Annotated in this window: 27 protein-coding genes; 14 read left to right on the forward strand and 13 right to left on the reverse strand. The window is 43.6% G+C overall.

What is annotated here, in order from left to right; genetic code table 11:
• Positions 1-26: 26 nt before the first annotated feature.
• The 3 genes from MM817_RS16910 to MM817_RS05705 are packed head-to-tail and all read left to right on the forward strand — an operon-like array spanning position 27 to position 2,530.
• Complete coding sequence (locus MM817_RS16910) at positions 27-965, forward strand: globin-coupled sensor protein (RefSeq protein WP_336605151.1); 939 nt, start codon at positions 27-29, stop codon at positions 963-965.
• Positions 966-1,020: 55 nt separating this feature from the next.
• Positions 1,021-1,386 (forward strand): chemotaxis protein CheW, encoded by a 366-nt coding sequence (locus tag MM817_RS05700; protein WP_241712479.1) that lies wholly within the window; start codon positions 1,021-1,023, stop codon positions 1,384-1,386.
• 7 nt (positions 1,387-1,393) lie between these two features.
• Complete coding sequence (locus MM817_RS05705) at positions 1,394-2,530, forward strand: radical SAM protein (RefSeq protein ID WP_241712480.1); 1,137 nt, start codon at positions 1,394-1,396, stop codon at positions 2,528-2,530.
• An 83-nt stretch (positions 2,531-2,613) separates the two neighbouring features.
• Here MM817_RS05705 and MM817_RS05710 read toward each other — a convergent pair whose 3' ends face one another.
• The gene (locus MM817_RS05710) at positions 2,614-3,051 is read right to left on the reverse strand and encodes a Dps family protein (RefSeq protein ID WP_241712481.1); all 438 of its coding nucleotides are present in this window, start codon (positions 3,049-3,051) and stop codon (positions 2,614-2,616) included.
• Positions 3,052-3,357: 306 nt separating this feature from the next.
• Between MM817_RS05710 and MM817_RS05715 the strand changes: the two genes are divergently transcribed.
• Positions 3,358-4,623 (forward strand): NRAMP family divalent metal transporter, encoded by a 1,266-nt coding sequence (locus MM817_RS05715; RefSeq protein WP_241712482.1) that lies wholly within the window; start codon positions 3,358-3,360, stop codon positions 4,621-4,623.
• A gap of 96 nt (positions 4,624-4,719) precedes the next feature.
• On the opposite strand, the gene MM817_RS05720 is transcribed toward MM817_RS05715, so the two are convergent.
• The 3 genes from MM817_RS05720 to MM817_RS05730 form a co-directional block, all read right to left on the reverse strand.
• Positions 4,720-4,926: a hypothetical protein gene (locus MM817_RS05720; protein ID WP_241712483.1), complete on the reverse strand. Its 207-nt coding sequence runs from the start codon at positions 4,924-4,926 to the stop codon at positions 4,720-4,722.
• Positions 4,927-5,057: 131 nt separating this feature from the next.
• Positions 5,058-6,146 carry a hypothetical protein gene (locus tag MM817_RS05725; RefSeq protein WP_241712484.1) on the reverse strand — a complete coding sequence of 363 codons (1,089 nt, stop codon included), beginning with the start codon at positions 6,144-6,146 and terminating at the stop codon, positions 5,058-5,060.
• Positions 6,143-6,763, reverse strand: a complete 621-nt coding sequence (locus MM817_RS05730) for a cytochrome b N-terminal domain-containing protein (RefSeq protein ID WP_241712485.1) — start codon at positions 6,761-6,763, stop codon at positions 6,143-6,145. Before MM817_RS05730 ends, MM817_RS05725 begins: the two co-directional genes overlap by 4 nt.
• A 377-nt stretch (positions 6,764-7,140) precedes the next feature.
• On the opposite strand from MM817_RS05730, the gene MM817_RS05735 reads away from it, so the two are divergent.
• The 7 genes from MM817_RS05735 (at position 7,141) to MM817_RS05765 (ending at position 11,346) form a co-directional block, all read left to right on the forward strand.
• Positions 7,141-7,302, forward strand: a complete 162-nt coding sequence (locus MM817_RS05735) for a hypothetical protein (RefSeq protein ID WP_241712486.1) — start codon at positions 7,141-7,143, stop codon at positions 7,300-7,302.
• A gap of 147 nt (positions 7,303-7,449) precedes the next feature.
• Positions 7,450-7,626, forward strand: coding sequence for a hypothetical protein (locus MM817_RS05740; protein ID WP_241712487.1), 177 nt, complete (start codon positions 7,450-7,452; stop codon positions 7,624-7,626).
• 129 nt (positions 7,627-7,755) lie between these two features.
• The gene (locus MM817_RS05745; protein WP_241712488.1) at positions 7,756-8,328 is read left to right on the forward strand and encodes a hydrolase; all 573 of its coding nucleotides are present in this window, start codon (positions 7,756-7,758) and stop codon (positions 8,326-8,328) included.
• Between the two features lie 106 nt (positions 8,329-8,434).
• Positions 8,435-8,875, forward strand: coding sequence for a helix-turn-helix domain-containing protein (locus tag MM817_RS05750; RefSeq protein WP_241712489.1), 441 nt, complete (start codon positions 8,435-8,437; stop codon positions 8,873-8,875).
• A 61-nt stretch (positions 8,876-8,936) separates the two neighbouring features.
• Positions 8,937-10,655: an MFS transporter gene (locus MM817_RS05755; protein WP_241712490.1), complete on the forward strand. Its 1,719-nt coding sequence runs from the start codon at positions 8,937-8,939 to the stop codon at positions 10,653-10,655.
• A gap of 6 nt (positions 10,656-10,661) precedes the next feature.
• Entirely contained in the window at positions 10,662-11,168 is a 507-nt protein-coding gene (locus tag MM817_RS05760; protein ID WP_241712491.1) for an SPW repeat domain-containing protein, read from the forward strand.
• Positions 11,169-11,184: 16 nt separating this feature from the next.
• Complete coding sequence (locus MM817_RS05765) at positions 11,185-11,346, forward strand: glycosyltransferase (RefSeq protein ID WP_241712492.1); 162 nt, start codon at positions 11,185-11,187, stop codon at positions 11,344-11,346.
• On the opposite strand, the gene MM817_RS05770 is transcribed toward MM817_RS05765, so the two are convergent.
• The 4 genes from MM817_RS05770 to MM817_RS05785 are packed head-to-tail and all read right to left on the reverse strand — an operon-like array spanning position 11,332 to position 14,210.
• On the reverse strand, positions 11,332-12,123 hold the full coding sequence (locus MM817_RS05770; protein ID WP_272879748.1) for a thiazole synthase: 792 nt from the start codon (positions 12,121-12,123) through the stop codon (positions 11,332-11,334). The genes MM817_RS05765 and MM817_RS05770 overlap by 15 nt on opposite strands.
• Before the next feature lie 47 nt (positions 12,124-12,170).
• Positions 12,171-12,371 carry a sulfur carrier protein ThiS gene (gene thiS / locus MM817_RS05775; RefSeq protein WP_241712493.1) on the reverse strand — a complete coding sequence of 67 codons (201 nt, stop codon included), beginning with the start codon at positions 12,369-12,371 and terminating at the stop codon, positions 12,171-12,173.
• Positions 12,372-12,412: 41 nt separating this feature from the next.
• Positions 12,413-13,540 carry a glycine oxidase ThiO gene (gene thiO, locus MM817_RS05780; RefSeq protein WP_241712494.1) on the reverse strand — a complete coding sequence of 376 codons (1,128 nt, stop codon included), beginning with the start codon at positions 13,538-13,540 and terminating at the stop codon, positions 12,413-12,415.
• Positions 13,524-14,210, reverse strand: coding sequence for a thiamine phosphate synthase (locus MM817_RS05785; RefSeq protein WP_241712495.1), 687 nt, complete (start codon positions 14,208-14,210; stop codon positions 13,524-13,526). Before MM817_RS05785 ends, thiO begins: the two co-directional genes overlap by 17 nt.
• A 233-nt stretch (positions 14,211-14,443) precedes the next feature.
• On the opposite strand from MM817_RS05785, the gene MM817_RS05790 reads away from it, so the two are divergent.
• The 3 genes from MM817_RS05790 to MM817_RS05800 all read left to right on the forward strand — a co-directional run bounded on the left by MM817_RS05790 (position 14,444) and on the right by MM817_RS05800 (position 18,733).
• Complete coding sequence (locus tag MM817_RS05790) at positions 14,444-15,478, forward strand: ThiF family adenylyltransferase (protein WP_241712496.1); 1,035 nt, start codon at positions 14,444-14,446, stop codon at positions 15,476-15,478.
• Between the two features lie 64 nt (positions 15,479-15,542).
• Positions 15,543-17,240, forward strand: coding sequence for a M3 family oligoendopeptidase (locus MM817_RS05795; protein WP_241712497.1), 1,698 nt, complete (start codon positions 15,543-15,545; stop codon positions 17,238-17,240).
• Between the two features lie 113 nt (positions 17,241-17,353).
• On the forward strand, positions 17,354-18,733 hold the full coding sequence (locus MM817_RS05800; RefSeq protein ID WP_241712498.1) for a glycine--tRNA ligase: 1,380 nt from the start codon (positions 17,354-17,356) through the stop codon (positions 18,731-18,733).
• 78 nt (positions 18,734-18,811) lie between these two features.
• Here MM817_RS05800 and MM817_RS05805 read toward each other — a convergent pair whose 3' ends face one another.
• From MM817_RS05805 to MM817_RS05825, 5 genes are all read right to left on the reverse strand, one after another.
• Positions 18,812-20,119: a hypothetical protein gene (locus MM817_RS05805; RefSeq protein ID WP_241712499.1), complete on the reverse strand. Its 1,308-nt coding sequence runs from the start codon at positions 20,117-20,119 to the stop codon at positions 18,812-18,814.
• Between the two features lie 48 nt (positions 20,120-20,167).
• Complete coding sequence (locus MM817_RS05810; protein ID WP_241712500.1) at positions 20,168-22,288, reverse strand: penicillin-binding transpeptidase domain-containing protein; 2,121 nt, start codon at positions 22,286-22,288, stop codon at positions 20,168-20,170.
• 94 nt (positions 22,289-22,382) lie between these two features.
• Positions 22,383-23,495 carry a tRNA 2-thiouridine(34) synthase MnmA gene (mnmA, locus tag MM817_RS05815; RefSeq protein WP_241712501.1) on the reverse strand — a complete coding sequence of 371 codons (1,113 nt, stop codon included), beginning with the start codon at positions 23,493-23,495 and terminating at the stop codon, positions 22,383-22,385.
• Positions 23,496-23,513: 18 nt separating this feature from the next.
• Entirely contained in the window at positions 23,514-24,725 is a 1,212-nt protein-coding gene (locus MM817_RS05820) for an MFS transporter (RefSeq protein ID WP_241712502.1), read from the reverse strand.
• Entirely contained in the window at positions 24,698-25,009 is a 312-nt protein-coding gene (locus MM817_RS05825) for a winged helix-turn-helix transcriptional regulator (RefSeq protein ID WP_241712503.1), read from the reverse strand. The genes MM817_RS05820 and MM817_RS05825 overlap by 28 nt, the downstream gene beginning before the upstream one ends.
• Positions 25,010-25,162 lie beyond the last annotated feature (153 nt).

Consider the following 25,162-nt stretch of genomic DNA (forward strand, 5'->3'; position numbering starts at 1 on the left):
AGATAGGGAAGAGGTTGGATGGACGAGTGGATATAGTGAAAGGATTTCAAGATGTAGTAGCACTCATAGGCATTCAAGAGGAAGATTTTCACGTATTAGCTGCACAACATGCATTTTTTGAACGCCATGCACAGGCTGTCGTAGACCGTTTTTATGACCAAGTATATGCTGTTCCAGAGTTGCGACACATCATCGATGACCATTCAACCCTTGAACGGTTAAAAACGGCACAGAAACAGTTCTTTTTACAAATGGCAGAGTCCAATTCTATGGAGAGTGAACAAGAAGTGATGCGCATTGGTGAAATCCATTATCGCATTGGATTATCGCAGAGCTATGTGATCGCCTCCTTGCAAATTTATCAAAATTACATGTTTGAGTATGCACATGAAATGGATGATCCACGGGTTATCCCAGCATTTTCACGGCGACTGCGTTTGCGCGAATTACTGATGACCGAAGCATATGTACAGTACGTACAACGAATCCAACAAGAGGTAGGAGAAAAAGTGGTTGCTTCGACGGATGAATTAAAGGGAATTTCAGACCAACTATCGACCGCAACGATTCGCATCGCAGAACGGTTGCAAGATATTTTATCCGAGTCGTTGCAGGTGAAGTCAGATGCGGATGAATCAAGGACACTTGCAACTTATGTACAGGAGATAGCTGATCAGTCGAACTTACTTGGGTTAAACGCAGCCATTGAGGCTGCTCGCGCAGGAGATCAGGGACGAGGGTTTTCCGTTGTTGCAGATGAAATGCGCAAGATGGCCGAGCAAAGTAAAAAGTACGCAAAACAAATTCGCCAACAGCTGGTAGGCGTAAATCAGCGTATTGAAACGTTAAGTACAGCTATTGAAGAGATTGCGGCTGTGACACAGGAACACACAGCTAGTACAGAGGAGTTTGCGGCAGCATTTATGGAGCTACGCGAAGTAGCTCATGATCTTGCACGTAAGTAGAAGTAGGTACTTGCAAGTACAACTGATCGACTGATGGTGAGGATGGTGATAGGGAATGAAAGTCGTGATTTATCGTTTAGGTGATAGTCAATATGCAACACCTGTCGAAAAAATACAATCGATTGAACGCATGCTTCCGATTCGTCCTGTCCCTGGGGCAGCATCGCATATACTTGGTGTGGCCAATTTGCGTGGTAGCGTGATTGCGGTGAGCGATTTAAGGGCCTTATTGCATATTGAAGAACAGGAATTGACTGCTGAATCTCGGTTGTTAATATCTGAAGGCAACGGGTATGTCGTGGATGAAGCACTAGATATCGCTGATTGTGCGCTTGATGCATGGGAAGTGGTAGGTGAACAAAGAGTGTGGCAACGTGAAGATCAATTGATTGTATGGGAAGAACTTGGAGCCAATGGATGAGTGTATAGTGCGTGAACAAAACCATAAGTTACAGGTTCGTAAAGGGAACGAACTGTACGTATTTGATCGCTCTGGACGATTTATGCTATTTGTTGCAAAAGGGCACGTGGTGCGTCGCGGATTAGATCATCGAATGCTTGATATTCGTATTCCAAGTAGTGGTGGGTTACCTGCTCGCCGCTATAGAGAGATACCTGACACGGAAAAGACAAACTTTCTCACGAAAGCGTATCAGATTGCACAAAAAGCATTGCAACAGACAGAGCACGCACTATCTGATAAGTGGACACCTGTACTGTCTTTAATGACGGTGGCTGAAATGTCTAGGGATAAAGAGCGATTCAGTCGCACTTATTTACCTGTTAGTATTTTGCCGCCAGATCAATATCACTCTCTTGTGATTCAAGTTTCCCATGGATGTTCGTACAATCGATGTTTGTTTTGTGATTTTTATCGAGATCGTCCTTTCCATATCAAGTCTCCAGAAGAAATACAGCATCACCTTGCGCATGTGCTTGACTTTTTGGGTAAGCGTATAGATGATCGAACAGGTATTTTTCTTGGGGATGGCAATGCGTTAATTATACCTACTGATCGGTTGCTGCACATGATTCACATGATCAAAAGTACATTAGGTGAAGATGTGGCTACATCTTTTCACACATTTATGGACACATTTAACTTAGATTATAAATCAATGGATGAATTGCGCATGTTGCATGAAATGGGGTTACAAACTGTCTATGTAGGTTTCGAGACGGGAGCAGATCGCTTGCGTCAGTTTCTCGATAAACCAGGGACATCAGCAGAGGCTGTAGAAGCTGTGACGACGTTAAAAATGGCTGGGTATCGTGTCGGGGTTATTTTGCTAATTGGAGCAGGAGGAACTTCTTTTGTGCAAGAACATCGCACAGAAACATGGAAGGCCTTATTGAATATCCCATTTACATCGGATGACATTATTTTTTTATCTCCATTTTATATGCCAGAACACACTGCATATCACGCCAAAATAGATGAAAAAGGATTGTGTGAGCTTTCTGACGAACAGATGGAGAAAGAAATACAGATATTCAAGGAAAAACTTTCAACGAATACACCAGCTACAATTACCATGTATTCGATAAAAGAGCATTTGTACTAAAATTATTGCTATGAATAACAGCAAAAAGCACGTACTTCTGCTTACGTCAGAAGTACGTGCTTTCCATCATGAGCAATGTACATTTACTGCAAAAACGCTTGAAGCATCCATACATGAGCTTGTAGTTGTGTGTGAATTGCAAGCAACATATCTGCCGTAGTTTCATCACCTGTTTCTTGTGCTGTTCGCATATCGTTTTGCAACTGTTCGATGATGGTCGAAAAGTCAGTACTCAATGTTTGAACCATTTGTTCAGCATCTTCTTGTCCTGTTGCTTCTGTAACACTCGAGAGTTCTAAACATTCCTTCATTGTAGCTACCGGTTTTGCCTGAAGGGCCAATACTCGCTCTGCTAGTTCATCGACGTGTAAGGCAGCTTCTTCATAAAATTCCTGGAATTTTACATGGAGAGTAAAGAATTGTGGACCTTTAACATACCAGTGGTAGTTATGTAATTTTACGTAAAGTACAGTCCAGTTGGCAATGTGGTGATTAAGTAGAGTCGTGATTTTATTTGTCATAAGTAGATCTCCTTTATTTTGGTAGATTAGATTTATTCTAAATTGTGTTCGCATTGGAATTGTACCACATGCGTTGTTCAACGTCTATAGACTATGCACAGTTATTCCTAGAAGTAGAGAATATTTTATATGTACATGCTACTTTAGCAAATGACATTGTTAGTGTATACTAACAATGTCATTTGCTAAAGTAGCGCTTAGCTCATCACCGGAGAATCCCTTGATCAGAAAGTCGTAAGGGTCATCCACATGAATTTAAAAACAGGGAGCTTGACTCGATGTCTAGCTGATCATGGAGGATTAAATTTGAAAACTAACACTGCAGCCCCATCACGTTTTAGGGGTATAGCTTGGAAATCATTTTTGCTTGTGATGGGCCCTGGTATGATAGTTATGTTAGCTGATTCAGATGTAGGTAGTGTGATTACTGCAGCTCAGTGTGGTGCAGAGTGGGGATATAAGCTACTTTTAGTACAATTTATCTTGATGCCTATTTTATACATGGTACAGGAATTGACCGTTCGATTGGGTATTTTCACTGGAAAAGGACATGGGGAACTGATCAGAGAAACATTTGGTCCTATCTGGGCATGGATTTCACTGACTGGACTTACCATCTCAGCTGCAGGTGGGCTATTAACGGAATTCTCCGGTTTGGCAGGAGTGAGCGTCCTTTTTGGCATTCCTCGTATCGTTGGCGTTCTTTTAGGTGCAGTCTTTCTATTGGTAGTGGTCTATACAGGATCGTATCGACGTGTTGAGCGAATTGCATTATTTGTAGGCTTATTTGAATTAGTGTTCTTTGGAATCGCTATCATTAGTCATCCTAATCTACATACAATTCTTGTGAGTCTCGGGCAAATTCCACTTACAAATTCAAGCTATCTCTTTTTAATCTCAGCAAGTATTGGAGCTGTGATTATGCCGTTTATGATTTTTTATCAACAGTCTGCGGTCACTGATAAGGGACTTGGTCCAGATTCGTATCGCCATGCGCGTCTAGATACGGCGATTGGTGCGGTGGTTACTCAAGGAATCATGGCAGCTGTATTAATCGCTACTGCAGCTACGATTGGGCGTGTTCACCCGGATGCATCACTCAATACCGTGGGGCAGTTATCACAGGCGCTCACACCATTTTTAGGGCACCAATTGGGGAGAGACATTTTCGCTATTGGAATGATAGGTGCTGGAGCAGTTGCGGCTATGGTAGAAGCACTTGGATTTGCATGGGGTTTTGGGGAAGTTACTGGGGTAAAGCACTCTTTGGAGCATCACGTGATGGAAGCTCCTTGGTTTTATGGTGTTTTTACCTGTATTGTAATCGTAGCAGCAGGTGTAGTCATTCTTGTTCATAATTTGATCTCGTTAGATATTGTAGTTGAAGTAGTCAATGCATTTTTACTTCCTTTGGTCTTGGGGTTATTGGTTGGACTCGCCATTAAGTCTTTGCCTTTAGAACATCGTTTGCGCGGATGGTACAAATGGGTAGTGATCTTCACAGTCATTTTGACTGCAGGACTTGGTGTGTACGGCGGGTTAACTGTTATACCTGGTTTTCCTACCTTTTAATGAAAGGTAGTGCTTACTTTTTGTCATCAGTTCCTCTAATGATTTGGTTTCATTAGGGGAACTGATGAGAATGATCCAAGTGAATCTTCGTGTTGATTATTGCACGCGTTGCCGGCGATATGCCTGACGTGCTGAAGCCCAGATGTTTCCTGTCACCCAGATGCCAAAGAGGAGAATAGGAATCCCGTATACATAATCTATTTTCGCTGTGGTCGTGATCGCTTGGTATACGACAGCCGTTCCATAGACTCCTGCAAGTAACGCGAGTATCCAAATCACCCATAACTTGAGTCCCTTACTCATCTTCGTCGTCTCCTCTGTATGGGTGGTGTATGGTTTACACCACCCATGGTTTCATTTACAATGGCAACTACTCATTCGCTGGATTATGCATGCGGTTGGATGCCAGAATCTTGTGATACGAAACGCGATCCTTACCCTACTGATGTTGTCTGATCATAGCATGCTGGTATCTCATGGTCTGCTGCAGCGGTCATAGGACCATGAAACTCTTTATTGCACGATGTAGCTAGAGGACAAGATGCACAGGCGTTGGTTGTCTCTAACCGTTTGTACCAATCTCGCCAGATAGCACGGTGCACAGGAAGTACGCGTGGCAACTTATTGAGACCGGGAATAAACGGCAGTAAAACGAGTAGTCCGAACAAAATAGCAATGGTGTACGCTACGATTTCATCGCCGGATGGCGACGTGGATCCTGGCGGTACTTGATACAAGAAAGTGTACGGAGTCAACCACCAGGGGCCAGGATACGCTTGTTCATCGTGGTTGATGCCCCATTGCCCACCTCTCATGTCGATCGTTTTAGCATATTGATGAAGTGCTGGACCTTGCAAAAACAAGAGATCATTTTGGATGTTCCAACGATAAACCCCATTGTTGGTCTCGCGATCGAGTGCACCAGATAATAATCCAGACTTCGCGAGAGCCAATTCATCGTTCATCATGAGTTGCACCGGGCCGTATTGACCACTTGGCACAACGACTTGCCCGTTTTGCACAGTGGCTTTATTTAATGCGTTAGTAAAGTTGTTATCCCATGCTTGCTGCTGCGTGTAGGAAGCTGCGTTGTAGGTTTGTATAGCGGCTTGCAACGGCGTGTCGTTGGATGCCGTTGCAAGCATGGTTAAGGGTGTGATGACATCCGCATTTGGCGTATAGAGATGGTAGGGAGTACCCCACCATGTTTGCGGTGAAAAGGGACCAATGGATTGAATGTTTTGTGCGACACCGTGCCAACCGTTATTGTATGGTGGACCATAGGCGGCCATTTCTCCTTGACCATCAAGGTCACCCATGGCTGTTTGCATCACGAGTATCGGTTTTTGATTCGCGATCTCTTGGTTGGTAATGGCAGGGCGATACGGCGCACCGAAAATAGCTGCTACGATCACAACTGCGACGCCTATGATGCCAAGACTAACAATGCCTTCTTTCACCATATCGAAGTCTTTTTGGGGAAAGCGCAGAGTATTGCGTTCAAAGCGCGCTTTTCGAATCATCTTTTCTCCCCTTCTTTCTTTTGAACATGTACTGCTTGATAGGGTGGTACAACACCTTTGGCTCGAACGGCAACCATATGCCAACCGACAAGAACGATTAAGATCAGTGGCAATACGGCGATGTGGAGACCGTAGACTTGCCCGTTATTTAAGATGTTCAAAAACCCATCGAGTCCAGCGCCATTGAAGGCATCCTTACTTTGTACCTGATTCCACTGTGCAAAGAAGTCGCCACGGGATAGGTATCCGGTGAAGGCGGTGATCACGGAAACACCAAAGGAGAGCGCTCCAAGTACCCATGTCATGGCGCGACCTTCACGCCACGATCCCATAAAAAACTGACCTACCAGATGCATTGTCATAAAGAAGAAAAAGGCCTGAACACTCCAAAAGTGCACCGAACGAAAAAACGCCCCCGCAGCAGAATATTGATACCAAGTGGGGCCGTATGCCGCCATGATGACACCTGACATAATCGTGAAGACTAGACTGCTTAATGTAAAAACACCAAAACTATAGACGAGTGATGAGACGTAAATGGGTTGTTCTGAAGGCAAGAGATTATCCCACGTCAACTTTTCTGTAACAGTGGTGCGCATGCTTTTGGTCCAGTTCATTTTTTATCGCCTCGATCATGGTGAGGATATTTGGCTGCAACAAACATCATGAAAACAATGAGCCATAGATAGCCGACGTAATAATTGGGCCACGCATTTGAGAAGTTCACCATCGCGTGCCACTCCCTTCGCTTTCGATATTTTCATGGTAATGGATGGGTGATGTTACGGTAAGGATCATAATGACTACTTTCTCTGGTCAATGTGGATAGAATCTACGGATGAAACGCATAGTCAATATGAACTATGGACATTAGTCTTTTAAGCACTGTAGAGCATGGAAACGTAGTGTATAGAACGTTTTTTATTCCATACGGATTACCATAGGGTTAGATTGTGATGTAATATATAGGTAAGCTTTGAAGGGGGAATGGAATATGCATGTACGGAGCATAGAGATGGAACGTAAAGATGGATCTAGGTATCGTTTAGAAACCGATCTCACAGATAAAGAAATAAAAGAACAATATGCAAAAGACCAAATCATATCGGAACATGCGATCCGTGGTAAAACAAAAGCTATGGAAGATGACGTCTAACGAAGTAGTTGAAAAGTCGGCAATGTAATAATACATGACATCATTATCGAGAAATGCATTAAATATAAAAAAATTTCAAAAAAACCGAGTCATTTTTAGCATAGTATGTTATATATAATAACATACTATGTGACTGGGGGAGATGGCATGCAAACGGCGGAGTTATTTGAACGATACGTGGTATCTCGCCAGGCGTGTGACGAAAGAACATCGATTCTCGAGGAGATTAAAGAGCGGGTAGAGCGCTCAGAAATTAAAATTATCGACGTGCAAAGAAATCGCGATCACTTAATTATTGTGTGTCGAAAGAGAACGTGGCATTAGCTCATGTAGAATACCGCTTTATTACACGGGGTCTTCGTGCATGATCAAGTGATCCATGCTACCATAGGGAGAGTTACAAGTACTCGAACTGATCGGGTCAGGATCTAGTTCCTACATGGAGGCACCTGCATGGAATTAAAAGTAAATATAGCATCCACAGCTTTAGTTGTGATCGATCTGCAAAAAGGGATTGTCGGATTACAGGGGGCACCCTATGCTACGTCAGATGTAGTTTCGCGTTGTGCAGAGCTTGCGAAAGTTTTTCGCGAACATGAGGGTTTTGTAGTTCTTGTTCATGTTGGATCGCGTGATGGGAAGGATATGTTGCATCCAATAACCGATGCAGCACCTCAAGCACCGATGAATCGACCTGCAGATTTTGCGGATTTTGTGACAGAATTACAGGTGCAGCCTACGGATCACTTGGTCACCAAGCATCAATGGGGTGCATTTTTTGGAACGGATTTAGATTTACAATTGCGTCGACGTTCTATTGACACGATTGTTTTATGTGGTATTGCAACGAATATCGGAGTAGAAACAACAGCTCGTGAGGCTTATCAGCGACAATATCAACAGATTTTTGTATCTGATGCCATGACAGGGTTGTCAGAGATCGAACACGATCATACACTACGCTATATATTCCCCCGGATTGGGCGCATTCGTACCACCGAACAAGTTGTAAATGCCATAGAGTAATCGTCAAGCAGACAAACACACCTCACGGCAATCGTTGTCGTGAGGTGTGCTTGTCTGCTTATTTTCTATAAACTATACGTTGACGTAAGGATTCAACATTGCTAAGATGATGCAAGAGGTGATTGTTACGGACGATTCAACTCTTTTTTCAGTAGAGGATGTAGTGAAAAAATGTGGTGTGACTGCGCGGACATTGCATTATTACGAAGAAGTAGGGTTGATTACACCTAGCTGCCGAACGAGTGGGGGGCATCGCTTATATGATAAGGATGTGGTGGAGAAGTTATCCTATATTTTACGAATCAAAGATAACCTCGGGTATTCTTTACAGGAAATACGCAATGTCTTACAAGCGCAAGAAGCGTTAGATCGTTTGCGTGTCAGTTATCAGAGTGGATCTGAAGATGAACGTCAACAGATCGTGGATGAATCGATCGATCTGATGATGGAAGTTATGAACCAAATTGATGGGAAAATGAACAAATTAGAAGAGATGAAAAAAAATCTATTAGAACGTCTTGAACACGTAAAAACCCTGCGACGTTAAGATAATACGATCGCGAAGTAGACATGGAAAGTAATCAGTGGTTTTTGTGGGGGTGGATTGTATGGCGGGCAATCGGCGTAAGTGGTGGATATTATCTGTCACAAGTCTTGGTGCACTTCTCAGTGCCTTGAATTTTAGTACGCTCATTATTGCATTGCCGGATCTGATACGCGATCTACATGCAACGTTGTTACAAGCGATGTGGATCATGCTGTCCTATATGGTGGCACAAACCATTATGGTCCTTATGGCAGGGAGCTTGGCAGATTTATTTGGGCGCAGGAAATTATATATTTTCGGCATGGCCTTGTTTACGATTGTGTCGTTTGCAGCTGGATTTGCTCCAAACGCTTCCTGGCTCATTGTTTTGCGGGTGTTTCAAGGAATATCCGGTGCCATGGTTATGGCGAATAGTACAGCGATTGTGGCTGATGTCTTTCCTAAGGAAGAACTTGGTCGTGCCCTTGGGGTCAATGTCATGGTCGTTGCTGTCGGACAGATTATCGGGCCGGTGCTTGGCGGATGGTTAACCACTGCGTTTGGATGGTCATGGACTTTTTGGTTTAATGTTCCATTTGGCATTGTCGCTGTTCTATGGGCCTTGTATGTCATGGGTTTAAGAGAAGTAGGGGAACGGAGAAGTCGCCAAATTGACGTATGGGGAATTGTTACTTATGTATTTACGGCATTAGGATTGTTAATTGCTCTGACGTGGGGTGCCATCCAAAATTGGGGTTCACCAGTGGTTTGGATCGGAGGCATAATTTTTGTTGTATTTTTACCTCTGTGGATGATTATTGAAATCAAGCATCCACAACCATTATTGCATTTGCCTTTGTTTCGCAATCGTGCCTTTAGTATGGGGATCATCTCCGCTACCTTAAATTCAATTGCAAGAATGGCCGTTATGTTTATGCTGATTTTTTATTTTCAAGGGGCTATGGGAGATACTGCACTCGAAGCTGGAATTTTATCGATTCCACTGGCAGCTGGTATGCTTGTCGTTTCACCTTTTTCAGGGTGGATTAGTGACCGTCTAGGCGTTACAGCACCGACTACGGGAGGATTATTGATCACGCTGGTTGGGCTCGCAGGTCTTGCGCTTGCCATTGGGCTTACTACGCCTTACTGGCAACTTGCTGTTTGGATGGCAGTCATTGGCGTTGGATCTGGATTCTTTAATTCCCCAAATTCGAGCAGTATTATGAACTCTGCAGGTCCGAAATATCGAGGAGAAGCTTCGGGTATTCGGTCATTAACGACCAATTCGGGCATGATGTTGAGTATTGCATTTACGATTCCTATCGTGACAGCTAGCATTCCACATCAAGCGATGTTAGCTATATTTTCAGGTACCGCTGTCGGATTGAAAGGAGAGTCTAGCTCCCTGCAAGGTTTTATCCATGGGCTTCAAATGGCGTTTTGGGTGATGGCAGGACTGATGTTAATAGCTACAATAATGTCGGCAATGCGTGGTGAAAAGAAGCGAGTTGATGAGGCATTGTTGCGAGCCGTCGTGTTAGGCATTGAAGCACGTAGAATTCTAGATATTCCTGAGGAAAGCCGAAGTAAACTTGATGGAGAAATTCTACATTTTGCTACTGTACAGCTTCAAAATGCTCTTCCTCAACAAACAAAAGGTGTGCATATATCTTCACCCGTGCAGAATCGAGCACCACGCCGGGCTGAACGTCCGTATCCTGTAGAAATGGATGTCCATGAACCAAAACGTCAGGTTTTCCACTCTTCCTTGTCGTCACACGTGGTGAGAAAGGATTGATATGACATGAAGGGTTTTTTGTGGGCTGGAATTGGCGGCGTGGTGGAGTTTGTCATAGGATTATGGTTAATGGCATCACCTTGGATCACGGGGTTTCATCACGCATACAATAGCCAATCTGCTATACATGTTACCCTGTACACCGGATTGTGCATCGCTGTACTTGGGATTGTTACGGCGATAGGATTTGTAGTGGCTGCATTTCAGGTGCAAGCGCAAAAAATTCGGAGCTTGTCTGCATTAGATATACCCGGAAAATCAGTTGCAAGTACAGAAAATGATGCCCGATCGCATCAAACGTTGCGTGTACATGATGAACAACGTGAAACTCTATATGAAAAACAGCAAGATCAATTATCATTGGATACACACGCTAAACAGATGCAAACTTCAAATACTAAACGGGTCAATCTTCAGGAGAGTGTGACTGGCTATTCACAAACTGAGTTGTTGCAATTAGCACAGAATCTTTTACAAGAATTACAAACCCATGAGGATAAAAGAGCACACTAAATTGAGTCATATAACCATGCCTACATCGCAGAATCATGGAGACGATGATCTAGGCATGGTTATTGAGGACCCTGAAATGGCTACTACATACGGTAGTAATGGTCGTCAATATGTAGAGCATCATTTGAGTTGGGCTATGCTCGTTCGAACCTGGTTAGATCAGTTACGCGTTGATTAAGCCACTGGTGGGACTACTAGGCTGTGCTATGTCTGTTTTCTGTATGCGCCCAGCAAGATATCCGGCACGACCAGCCTTTACGCCAAGTTGCATCGCATAAGCCATGCCTACAGGATCAGTGGCTCTTGCAATCGCCGTATTGATTAATACAGCATCTGCACCAAGTTCCATAGCAAGCGCTGCATCTGAAGGGGATCCAATGCCAGCATCGATGACCACGGGTACGCGCCCTGCCACTTGGTCGATCACTCTGCGTAGTCGATCTTGACTGACAAGTCCACGTCCAGTGCCAATGGGGGAACCGTAAGGCATAATGGTTGCACAACCAATCTCCAGTAAACGTTTGGCTACTAAGTGATCATCTGTCGTATACGGGAGGACAATAAAACCTTCTTCAACGAGAATTTGAGCCGCTTCTATGGTTTGAATGGGATCGGGTAGAAGAGTACCATCTGCCGGGATCACTTCTAGTTTAACCCAATTGGATAACCCTGCTGCACGGGCAAGTCGTGCTGTGCGTACGGCTTCAGAAGCCGTTTGACAGCCTGCAGTATTTGGTAAAATGAAGTAGCGTTCGCGATCAATATAGTGGAGAAGCGACTCTTCTTGTTGGTCCAGATTGACTCGGCGAACAGCCACTGTGACAATCTCTGTGTCAGATACGTCTAACGCTTCTTTCATCTGATGTAAATCATCATATTTTCCGGTGCCAACCATCAGTCGCGAATGAAAAGATCGGCCTGCAATAGTAAGCTGTGAATCTTGCTGCATGTTCATACTCTATCCCTCCATACAATGGTCTTTTTTCTCAATGACAATGGAAGTCAACCTCCACCAACAAAACGGACAATTTCAATGTGGTCGCCATCAAGGATGAATTGGGTGATAAACTGTTCTTTCGGAACAATGTCGCCATTTCTTTCAACTGCAACTAATTCGTCTTGTAAATCGTAGTTGTGTATTAGATCACTCACCGTAATCGATTCTTGCAAAATCTTACTTTGTCCATTGACATGTATTTGCACAATGGTAGCCCCCTTATGTGTGATAGCGCCCAGACTCTCCATCAGATCAACGATTCCTCACTCATCAAACTCCTTGCGGGAAGAAATGACTCACGCCACATGGGCTGAGGGTTTTCATCCAGTATCGCTGTCATCATAGAAGCGGTTACTGGAGCAAGTAGAATACCATTGCGATAATGACCGACTGCAAGTAATACCCGTGAACTCATGGCAGTTGGACCTATCAGTGGTTCTTTGCTTGGAAGCGCTGGCCGTAGCCCCGTCCAGGCGGAGACAAATGTTGCTTGCTCTAACCCAGGGAGCGTTTCTTGAATGGCTTGCAAAAGTTGCGCAACGCCAGCTACTGTGTTGGTGTGAGAATATAAGGCTTGTTCTTCAGTCGCACCCACGATGATTGAACCATCGCGTTTAGGGACAAAGTAGTGATGGCCTTGTGAGATGGTCCGAGTCAGTTTGCTCCTGCCGACAGGTAGAATGCGTAGGAGTTGTCCTTTTATAGGAATCAATGTCGGTTGCATATGCAATGCAGGGAGAAATTGATTAGCAAATGCGCCGTTTGCAACGACGACTTGCTCTGCTACAAAGCAGCTTGTAGCTGTGCGTACGGTGACTTCATCAGAAGAACTGTGTATGTCATAAACTTCTGCACCTTCTAGCACGTCTGCAGTGAGGCTAGCTGCCTTTCCTACTGCTCTGGCCACTAGGGTAGCGTTCACATTACCGTCTTTTGGCAATAAAAGACCACCCGATGTTTTCGCCAATGCTGGTTCCTGGTTCATCATATCGTCCGCAGATAGGAACGTGGCTGATCCGCCGGCGGCGCGTTGCCAATCTGCTGTTTGTTGCAAGTGAATGGCTTGTTCTTCAGACATGGCCACACGTAAAATTCCATTATGAGTTAATTCGATATCAATGCCAGTCTGTTCTATTAACTCATCTGAAAAAGCAGGGTACATAGAGCGGCTCTCTAAACACAATTGAAAAAATGCACCGGCTCTGTCGATCTCTAATTCTGCACCTAGCATTCCTGCGGCGGCGCTAGATGCTTCTTGTCCGAGTTGTCCACGTTCTAGTAACAACACGGATCGCTTTGTTTTGGCTAGTTGCCAAGCAATCGTTGAACCAATCACTCCGCCACCAATAACAATCACATCATAGATTCGTTTCAAGCGGTAAACTCTCCTTAAACCAAGGGATCTTTACTTCTATAGTAGATTGTAACATGAGTTTTTTTATGTGTTGTGTCGTTTGCTTTGGTTGATCAGAAGCTAAAACAGCACTGATCACAGCAATGCCACTACATTTTGAAGCAAGCACAGATTGTACATTGGTTGCATCGATTCCGCCAATTGCTATCACGGGAATGGACAGTGCGTCTACAACTCTTGCTAATGCATAGACACCTTTAGGGGGGAGTCCAATGTGCGATGAACTCGCAAAGATATGTCCAAAGGTGACATAGTCTGCGCCGCGTTCTTGCGCTTGCAATGCTTCTTCCACACTGTGTACAGAACAACCGATGTGCCCTTTCCACAGAGTTTGTTCACGTAACTTGAGGACTTGTTCCAGTGGCAGTGATTTTGCAGCAAGGTGAATACCTGCCGTAGGCAAGCTAAGTGCAATATCTACACGATCATTAACAAATAGTTGAGTTGCTAGTCTTTCTTTGGTACAAGACGCGACGAGTGACGCGCATAGATCAAACGTCTCTAAACTTGGTGCTTTTTTTTCGCGAATTTGAATGATATCTGCTCCACCCCTAGCACTTTCTAGAAGTGCATCAAAGAGTGGGTGGACGTGTCGCTTGCGATCACTAATGACATGAAGAACTGCTTGCATGGCGTCACCTCATTTTAGACAAGTGCAATTGAGTATATCAAAACATAATAAAGGCCGCACCCATAGAAGGGGTACGGCCGAATCTCTAGTTTGGATTCAACAAACGTTACCGGTATGTATTCTTTTAGTCTAATGAACTATAATCTTATTAAAATTTACACTTGTTCTGCCATTTCGTCAAGTTTTTGTGTACAATAGATACCACGATAACAGGTGAGGATGGAGATTATATGATGAACATTGATCAACAGATGGAAAGGTACTCGAGGCAGGTATTATTTAGTCCTATCGGTTCAGAGGGGCAGGAGCGCCTTCGTAAGGCGAGAGTGGCTATTGTGGGTATGGGAGCGCTCGGAACGGCAATGGCTACACAGATCGTGCGCGCAGGCATTGGATATGTGCGGATTATTGATCGTGACATTATTGAGGCTTCAAATTTACAACGGCAGACGCTTTACGATGAACAAGATGCGATCAATGGGATGCCAAAGGCAATTGCCGCAAGAGAAAAGTTATTTCAGGCAAACAGTGATGTAGAAATTGAGGCTGTCGTAATCGATGTCACTGCAAAAAATGCAGAGGAGTTATTGACAGATGTTGATGTCATATTGGATGGTACAGATAACTTTCAAGTGCGCTATTTGATCAACGACGTCTCAGTCAAGCATGGGATTCCGTGGGCCTATGGTGGGGCAGTAAGTGCACATGGAACGACTGCTTTTTTCCGACCACATGAAACGCCGTGTCTGGTGTGTCTCTTTGGAACGGTATCTAATCCAGGTCACGATACCTGTGATACAGTTGGAGTAATCGCGCCTATTGTATCAATCATTGCATCGTTTCAGGTTGTAGAGACGATCAAATACCTAACTGGTAATATTGACGATTTACGTCAAGGGGTATTGTATTTTGATCTCTGGCGCAATGAAATTAAACAGGTTGTTTTTGGAGAGACACAAAAGGAATGCTCTTGTTGCGTTAAAGGTGATTATCGTTCACTCAATGACAAAAGGGATACACTTACAGTATCCATGTGTGGAAGAAGAACCATTCAGATAAAACCGCCACTACCCGTTCTCACGCCGATCGAAAAGATTGCCAATCGTCTAAAAATGAAATATCCAATCCGTTACAATGAATACTTACTACGCCTGGAATTAGAAGATGATATTCATATCACTCTCTTTGCAGATGGCAGGGCACTTATACATGGAACGGATGATATTGCAATAGCGCGCAGTCTATATGCTCGTTATATTGGTGTATGAGTTATATAAGAGGTGCTCTATGTGTTAACAGGTGATGATATACTATAGAGAAGGTGGTGGTTGAATGTTCACATTTATCGATTTACCATATCAACGGCCCGATATGGAGGATTTTTCGCGAAAGTTTCGAGAAGAACTAGATGCTTTTCAGCATGCGAGTGATTTCACACAACAAGATCTGGTAATGGCACGCATTAATGATTTGCGAAATACATTCGATTCACTGAGTCAAATCGTATACATTCGTCATTCCATTGATACAACCAATGCAGTATACCGAGAAGAACAAGATTTTTTCGATGAAATGAGCCCTGTGTATCAAGGCCTTGTCAATGAGTATTATCAAGTTCTCGTGCAGTCTTCTTTTCGGAGAGAACTTGAAGCAAAGTGGGGTGATCAGTTATTTCGTATGGCTGATCAGACATTGCGCACATTCTCACCGCTTGTTATAGAAGATCTACAACAAGAGAATCGTTTAGCTAGTGAATATGTGCAGTTGCTCTCCTCGGCTAAGATTTTGTTTGATGGGGAAGAACGGAATCTTTCTCAGATGACTCCGTTTTTGCAATCTACAGATCGTGCAGTGCGTAAACAAGCAGCGCAAGCCAAGTATGGCTTTATGGCAGAAAATGAAGCTGAATTGGATCGGTTATACGATGAATTGGTGAAGACGCGCACGCGCATTGCTCATCAGTTGGGTTTTCGTAACTTTGTGGAATTGGCTTATGCTCGGTTAAATCGTACGGATTACGATGAACAGGCAGTAGCCGTATTTCGCGAGCAAGTAAAACAATACATAGTGCCTGCAGCAACGCGTTTACGCGAGCGACAACGCAGTCGTATTGGAGTGGATAGTCTGCGTTACTATGATGAAGGGTTTAACTTTCTATCAGGCAACGCGAAGCCTAAGGGTGAGCCGGAGTGGATTGTGGAGAATGGACGCAACATGTACAGTGAATTATCTCCAGAAACCGATGAATTTTTTTCCTATTTATTAGATCATCAATTAATTGATTTAGTTAGCAAAAAGGGTAAGGCAGGCGGTGGGTATTGTACCTATATTCCGAGCCATCAAGCTCCCTTTATTTTTTCTAATTTTAATGGGACTTCTGGTGATGTCGACGTGTTAACTCACGAGGCAGGTCATGCATTTCAAGTGTATTCTAGTCGTTCGTATCAAGTTCCTGAATACTTGTGGCCAACGTATGATGCAGCAGAAATTCATTCGATGAGTATGGAGTTTTTTACATGGCCGTGGATGGAATTGTTTTTCGAGGAAGACACACAAAAGTATAAGTTTGCGCATTTGAGTGGAGCCTTACTCTTTGTTCCATATGGCGTATTGGTTGACGATTTCCAGCACTATGTCTATGCAAACCCAGATGCGACACCGCTCGAACGAAAAGCAAAATGGCGTCAATTGGAAAAAATATATTTGCCCACGAAAGATTACGAAGACAATAGCTATCTAGAGCAAGGTGGATTCTGGCATCAGCAAAACCATATTTTTAGCGTTCCATTTTATTATATTGACTACACACTCGCACAACTTTGTGCCTTTCAATTTTGGGTGCGTATGCAAGAAGATCGTGAGCAAGCATGGGATAGTTATCTTCGCTTGTGTCGTGCAGGAGGTAGCCAGTCGTTTACTCAATTAGTGGCAAAGGCTGGTTTGATCTCTCCATTTGAACCTGGGTGTGTTGAGTCTGTCATTGGAAAGATTGAATCTTGGTTAGATCAAGTGGATGATCAAAGTTTGTAGCATTGGGATCGCGAATCTGGTATCTTCTTAGAAAAGGCAAATGCGGATTCGATAATCAGATGGTATGAGCGTGGATCGAACAGTTTTGTCACTTAATGTGGAGGTTATTTTGTATGGCTGTAACGATGGAGCAGTTGGTGTCACTCGCAAAGCACCGCGGATTTATCTTTCCTGGTTCGGAGATCTATGGTGGACTTGCAAATACGTGGGATTACGGACCGCTTGGTGTGCTCTTAAAGAATAATGTTAAGCGCGCTTGGTGGAGAAAATTCATTCAAGAATCTCCGTACAATGTAGGATTAGATACGGCTATTTTAATGAATCGGGAAGTGTGGGTGGCGTCTGGGCACGTCGGTAATTTTAATGATCCGATGACAGACTGTAGGGTTTGTAAAGCTCGTCACCGTGCAGATAAGCTGATTGAAGACGTGCTTTTTGAGCGGGGTGAAGAGCGCATTGTAGATGGACTGTCGTTTTCTGAAATGGAAGCGCTGATGAAAGAGATGAACGTACAATGTCCACAGTGTGGGGCTCATGATTTTACGCCTATTAGACAATTTAATATGATGTTTAAAACACATGCTGGTGTAACGGAAGACGCAACAAATGAAGTATATTTACGTCCGGAAACAGCACAGGGGATTTTTGTTAATTTTAAAAATGTTCAACGCACGATGCGTAAAAAGCTCCCATTTGGCATTGGACAAGTCGGGAAAAGTTTTCGCAATGAAATTACACCAGGTAATTTTACTTTTCGCACGCGTGAATTTGAACAGATGGAAGTTGAATTTTTTTGTGAACCAGGTACGGATGAAGAGTGGTTTTCGTATTGGCGGCAGTTTTGTGCGGACTTTGTCCAAAGCTTAGGATTGCGCGATGAGTTCGTGCGCCTGCGCGATCATGAAGTGGAACAGCTTTCCCATTATAGCAAGGCCACCACGGATGTGGAGTATCGTTTTCCTTTTGGATGGGGCGAACTGCTTGGCATTGCCAATCGGACAGATTATGATTTGCGTCAGCATAGTAAGCATGCGCACACAGATTTTACTGTGAGTGAAGAAGGTAAAGAACCGTATATTCCTTTTTGTATTGAGCCTTCGATTGGAGCAGATCGTTTAACACTCGCTTTTTTTGCAGACGCATATGAAGAACAGTCTTTACCAGATGGGGATTCACGGACGGTCTTGCATTTTCATCCGGCCTTAGCGCCTTATACTGCAGCTGTATTTCCTCTGTCTAAAAAATTAGCAGAAGGGGCAAATGAGATTTATCGTATGCTTGCAGCTGACTTTTCAGTAGACTATGATGATAGTGGATCCATTGGCAAGCGTTATCGTCGGCATGATGAGATTGGTACACCGTTTTGCGTAACCTATGATTTTCAGTCTGAGGATGATCATGCAGTGACGGTGCGCGATCGCGATTCCATGGAACAAGTGCGTATTCCGGTCACTGAGTTAAAGCAATATTTTTTTGAAAAAACTGCATTTTAATGTAAGAATATGTTGGGTCAGATATATAGAGTACAAATAGCGGCAGAGCGCATCATACGCTCTGCCGCTATTTGTACTCTATAGGAAGTCATCATCGCGTCGTTGTAATCGTGTAGCTTGTTCTATTAACTCCTCACAGAGCTTAGAGGATGGTGAAAGTACTATAGATGATGCGTGTTGATTTTGTCCTAGAGAGATAGGAGGATGTTCTCGCACTTTTTGTGTGTATGTCACTTGCCACCACAGCATAGGTCGTATGAGTCCATCCTCTGGTGCCGTGCGCAAAAGTCGTTCGCGTTCTCGCTCTGGCATTGTGGATAATGTGTTTAAAACAGCGTCTTTGTGCGCTACTCGTCCCATATCTTTTGGTAAAACGTTAGAGTAATAGGCAATAGGTTCGGCTAAACTCAACATCTGAATATAACGCATCCATACTTGGTCGCCAAAACGTTCAGATACCTTTGCGTTTACTTCATAGATGGACTGATGAATTAAAAGCGTAAGTTGTTGTGCCATCATGCCAGAAAGTGATTTTGGAATGAGTGCAAATGGAATAGACAGTAGGCGAAAGGAACGAATCATTGAGCGGCGTTTTGCATGTCGAACGACCGTTCGATATTGATCTGTCAAATTGTCTTCTTGCTCTGGCTCATCTGGAACTCCTAAATGCTCTGCATGCGTCTCGTTCATGATGATTTCATAGGCCGTATCTAACATAATTTGTGCCCATTGACCACTCGCGATTCGAGAGTGATGCCAGGAATGCTGAATAAGCTGTTCTCGTGCCATGCTAAGAAGCAACAGTTCATCATCTAGCATGGATAACAAGGGAAGACTGATGGTCAAAACGGTTGTGCGTCGTAGCCATGGTTGCGTGGCGCGTATATGAAATCCATGTTGTTCTATGCATATATGGTGAATGGGAGCAGTGTCAAGTGTCGTTGTAAGTTGATCCATCTGTTCAAAAGTGAGCGGTGCATGTTTGCGATCAATGATTGTATTCGTAGAACTTGGAAATTTCCATGCTGCTTGTATAGGAATGAGTAGCCCTGCAATGAGAAGCAATCCCAAAAGAGTGACAAGCCATAGGTGTACCTGAAATAAGGCAATTGCAAGACCAATGTAGATCGCTAGAGAGATAACAACAATGATCGTCATGGTTACTACAAATCGCTGTGGTCCTTTAAAATGAACGTGCGCGTGTGATTGAGCGATCATGTCTTGATGCACTTCTGCAACGCGCTGATACCACTTTTTTAATGACTTATTTTCTTTCCACTCTAGAGGCAGTTCCAGATGCCAGCCACATTCGCACCATGTTACATAACCCTGGTGAAAGGGTATTTCTGAACCACATGATTTGCATGTGGTCGTTGTAGTTTCCAACCTTTTATCGCTCCTGTTCCATGACATGCATATTGAACTACAATCGATTTAGGGAGTGGGGCCAAATGTGACAGTTAGCGTACTTCCAACGGGTATATACTGACCTGGTGTCACGTTTTGCGAGAGCGCATAACCCGCACCATTTGGGATGATTTGAATGCCAAGAAGGGAGCATACGTGCATCGCCTCGGTCATGAGCATACCTGTAAGATTAGGCACTTGAACTTTTCCTGCAATTTGATTAGATGGTGTTAATACCCATGCATTGGATCCAGGAGCTGCCTTGAATTGTTTTGCAGGCCACTGGCGAACGACTCGTCCACTTGCCCCAATCTCATGTGCTTGAAAACCTGCTCGCTCCAATATGGTGATAGCTGTCTGTACAGGTAAGCCTACGACATTTGGCGTTGTTATATATGGTGATTGATGAGTTACAGTTGTAGTTGATGAAGTGTGCGGTGGAATGTCCAAGTAAGCAAGAGATTTTTGTAAGACATAGCGTGCTGCAGGAGTCGCTACCCAATCTCCCCACTGACCTGTGTTGTGCGCCTCACTAACAGTCACATAAATTTCAAGTTGTGGGTGGTGTGCTGGAACAAATCCGATAAAGGATAAGTTATATAAATTTTTATAATATCCACCCGTAGGTTTTGGAATCTGTGCAGTACCTGTTTTACCTGCAATCGTGTAACCTGGTAGTTCGCCGACATTTCCTTGCGGATCTTCATTGACTACTTGCACCATGGCATTTGTCACTTGTTGCATGACAGATGCGGAAGCGACATGATCGACGACTTGTATGTGGTGATCGTATACCACTTGACCAGTTGGACTGACTACTTTTTGTACGACATAAGGAGTCAATAAATTACCACCATTTGCAATTGCACCTACAGCCGCTACTTGCTGGATGGGGGTGACCGCTAAGCCTTGCCCAAATGTCATGGTAGCAAAATCAACTGGATTTAAATTGGCCTCAGGGAAAATGATTGGATTACCCTCTCCTGGAAGGTCAATCCCTGTTTTACGGGTCATGCCAAAAAGATTGAGATAATGATAAAAATTTTGTACACCTTCAGCTTGTCCAATATGAATGAATCCAACATTACTCGAGTAAATCATGGCCTGTAGATACGTCAAACGACCCCAACCGTATACGTCCCAATCGTGAATAGGTACGCCATCGACTACATCTACCCCTGACATATACGTTTGATTGAGCTGTATACTGTGTGTCGCAAGTGCACCAGTCAAAGTAACTGTCTTAAACGTACTTCCTGGTTCAAATGGATCGGAAATCGCCCAGTTTGTATCGAGAGTTGAACTTGGGTATTTCCAAAAGTAGTTTGGATTGTAATTAGGAATCGTAGCCATCGCCAGAATGGCACCCGTAGTTGGGTCAGCGACAATAATAGCTGCGTGTGCCGGAGAAAAACGCTGTTGAACGACAGCAAGTGCTTGTTCTGCGTAGTGCTGAATGACAGAGTTAATCGTTAAATAAACATTATCGCCATTTTGGACAGGTTTAACGGTTATCGGATCAAAAGGAACAGGATCACCAAAAGTATCTTGAGTGAACGTTGAAATGCCAGGTACGCCAGCTAAGTACTTGTTGTATTGTAATTCTACTCCAGCGGCACCATGTCCATGTTGATCTGTAAATCCGATGACTTCTGAGGCAAATGTACCATCTGGGTATATTCGCTCATACGTTTTATACGGGTGTACATCGTTTGACATGCCAAGTTGTGAAAACAAGTGTAGCACAGACTCTTTTGTAGATAGAGGTACATGAACAAGATAGGGATACATGCGTAACCAAATCGTATTTGGTTGATCTAGTTCAGATGTCATGGTGGAAACTGGTGCACCTGTCAATTGTGCAAGACCTTGTGCAAGTTCAGATCGTTTCGTTTGACTTTGAGATTGAATCGCTTGGAGATCAATATCCATATCGTAAGATGGTGCGTCATACGCCAAAATTCCATTATTTGCATCATAAATTGAGCCGCGCATAGGTTGGACACTGTCTTGTGCCTCCCATTGTGATTGTGCGCGAACTTTAAGAAATTGATCTGCAGTTTGGATGTGCCAAATCCGAAACAAAACGACCCCTGCTAGCACGATAAAACCAACTTGTAAAGATTTTGTCCGAATAGGATGCCTCATATGCCCTCGTCCTTGCTCTATGTTTGTAGTGCTCGATTATGATATGTCTCTTCACTATAAAACAAGGAGTCTATTGTTGCTATACAGAAAATGCTCATGTTAAAACTTTTAATGGATGTGAGATTACGCCACCGCCTAAACATAGATCATCTGCATAAAACACAACCGACTGCCCGGGAGTTACAGCGCGTTCTTTCTCGTCAAACTGCACTTGATACTCGCCGTTAGGTAAACGAGTGACAGTTACGTTACGATCAGGTTGTCGATAGCGAATCTTTGCCGTGCATCGAAATGTATCTGCGAATGGTAGTGACTCATTAGAAATAAAGTGCACATCAGAGGCAATTAATCCCTCTGAATAAAGGTGTGGGTTATGAAATCCTTGCTCGACATAGAGGATGTTTTTATGGATATCCTTGTCGACGACAAACCAAGGCTCACCGCTCCCGTTTGATCCACCGATACCAAGCCCATGCCGTTGTCCGATGGTGTAATACATGAGTCCCTGGTGCGTTCCAATCAGGGTTCCAGACATGGTCCGCATCTCACCTGGTTGAGCGGGGAAGTAGCGACTGAGAAACTCACCAAAATTGCGTTCGCCGATAAAACAAACACCTGTACTATCCTTTTTTTTAGCGGTGGCAAGGCCAGAGCGTAACGCGATGTCACGGACTTCCGTTTTCTTTAGTTGTCCAAGCGGAAAAAGGGTCTTTGCAAATGCACTCTGTTCAACTGTGTGAAGAAAGTAGGTTTGGTCTTTTGTTTGATCAAGTGAACGCCCGAGTAGCCACTCGCCTTCTCGTTCGCGCAATGTCGCATAGTGACCTGTCGCCAGATAATCGGCTCCAATGGCTAATGCTTTTTGCAATAACTCTTTAAATTTAATTTCACGGTTACACATCACATCTGGATTTGGAGTGCGTCCACGTTCGTATTCGTCTAAAAAATATTGAAAAACGCGATCCATATACTCTTTTTCGAAATTAACACTATAACTTGGGATGTCTAGTTGGTCACACACACGCTGCACATCTTCATAATCAGCAGCAGCTGTACATACGCCAGATTCATCAACTTCATCCCAGTTTTTCATAAACATGCCTACAACATCGTACCCCTGCTCTTTAAGAAGCAGAGCGGTGACGGAGGAGTCCACTCCTCCTGACATCCCGACGACGACGCGAGTATCTTGTGGTTTTTTGCTCATATATACTGTCGCCTCCAATCAATGAAGTTCTTGTAATATCTGTCTATTTTTACGATGGTTTAGTACAATAAGCACAAAAAAGCAACACGCGGCAATGCCTGCTGCTAAGACTCCAACACCGTACATAAGGCTTGGCCCACCTGCATGCAATAATATACCATTAAATAAATTTCCAACCATAACAGCGATGCCACCACATACCATACCGAAAATACTTTGCCCTGTCGCTTGCAGATCAGATGGGGAGATATAAGCAACATAATCAACCGCCGCAATATAAAAGAAGCCAAATGAAGCGCCGTGTAGTACTTGAATAAAGACGTCAACTAATGGAATCTTAACCCATGCCATCACCGCAAAACGTGTACAAAAGGCAAGAGCAGCAAGTAATAACGTTTTTTCTCGACCTAATCGCACAATTAATTTGGATGCGATGAGCATAGATGGAATATTGCTAAGCGAAGCGATCATAAAGGCGATACCAGTCCAATCAAAGGGACCACCTATATCGTGAAAAGCAAGCGCAAAATAGGTGTCGTATGACGTTAACGTTGCACTGAGTAGAAAGCCACCTACTAAAAATAATAAAAAACGCCGATTGGCCAAAAAATGTTGCATTCCTGTAAGTGCAGAACGCTTAAATTCAATGGCAGTCGTTGGACGAGGTAGAGTCAATGCAATAAGCGCTGTTGTTACACCAATGATGGCGCGGGGCAACCACAAAAATACAACTGAGATGTGAGCTAAAAATAGACCAGCTGTATAAGCTCCCACAGCATATCCGAAACTCCCGAAGATCCGAACAGTACTATAGGATGTTTGTGCTTCGCGCGCTGTTCGAACGGCGTATGCATCAGCAATAGGTGTTTGTGCAACGCTAAATAGTGATGAAGTAACTCCAATAAAAAGAACCATGTAGAACCAAGTTGAATTATAAAAGGCAACGAGTAAAGCAGGAATGAGAGAGCCTACTAAAAGGGCGCTTCGCGTCATCTGGAATCGATCTACGATCTGTCCCCACACTGGTTGTGCAAGGATCCCCATGAGTGTAGCAACGGAAAGTATAACCCCGATTTTTGTGCTATTAAATCCATTATGAATGAAAAGTAATGATAAATAAGGACCGAAAATACCACCAGCCACACCATTGATTAAATAGTATCCGCGTACTTTACGCAGTGTATGACGAGAATGGCTAGCAATCATTGCATCCAATGATTGGCCCAACATTGCACTTGATCCATGACAGGCTCTAAGGCCCTACCTTTGTCGGTCAATGAGTACTCAATGCGAACAGGCGTCTCAGGGAATACACTGCGCGTGATCAGCCCTGCAATTTCCAATTCTTTGAAGCGTTCAGCCAACATACGGTCACTCATATTTGGGATCATATCTGAGATATCTTTGAATCGTTTCGGACCGTCTAATAGTACGCGAATAATAAGACCAGTCCAACGTTTACCGAGTAATGCAAAGGCAGATTCGAATTTCGGACATAAATGTTCATTTGACATAATGTATCCCTCCAAAAACATAGTAGCACAGTGGCTTGATAAAAGTTAGTTAATTAATCATTATACATACTAAATATAAGTTATATACTTTTTGCGGAAAAGAACGTATCCATGAATTACAGAGAGAAGCAAGTCATTTTCTCTCTGTAACCA

The sequence above is a fragment of the Sulfoacidibacillus ferrooxidans genome (assembly GCF_022606465.1).
Taxonomy (GTDB): domain Bacteria; phylum Bacillota; class Bacilli; order Alicyclobacillales; family SLC66; genus Sulfoacidibacillus; species Sulfoacidibacillus ferrooxidans.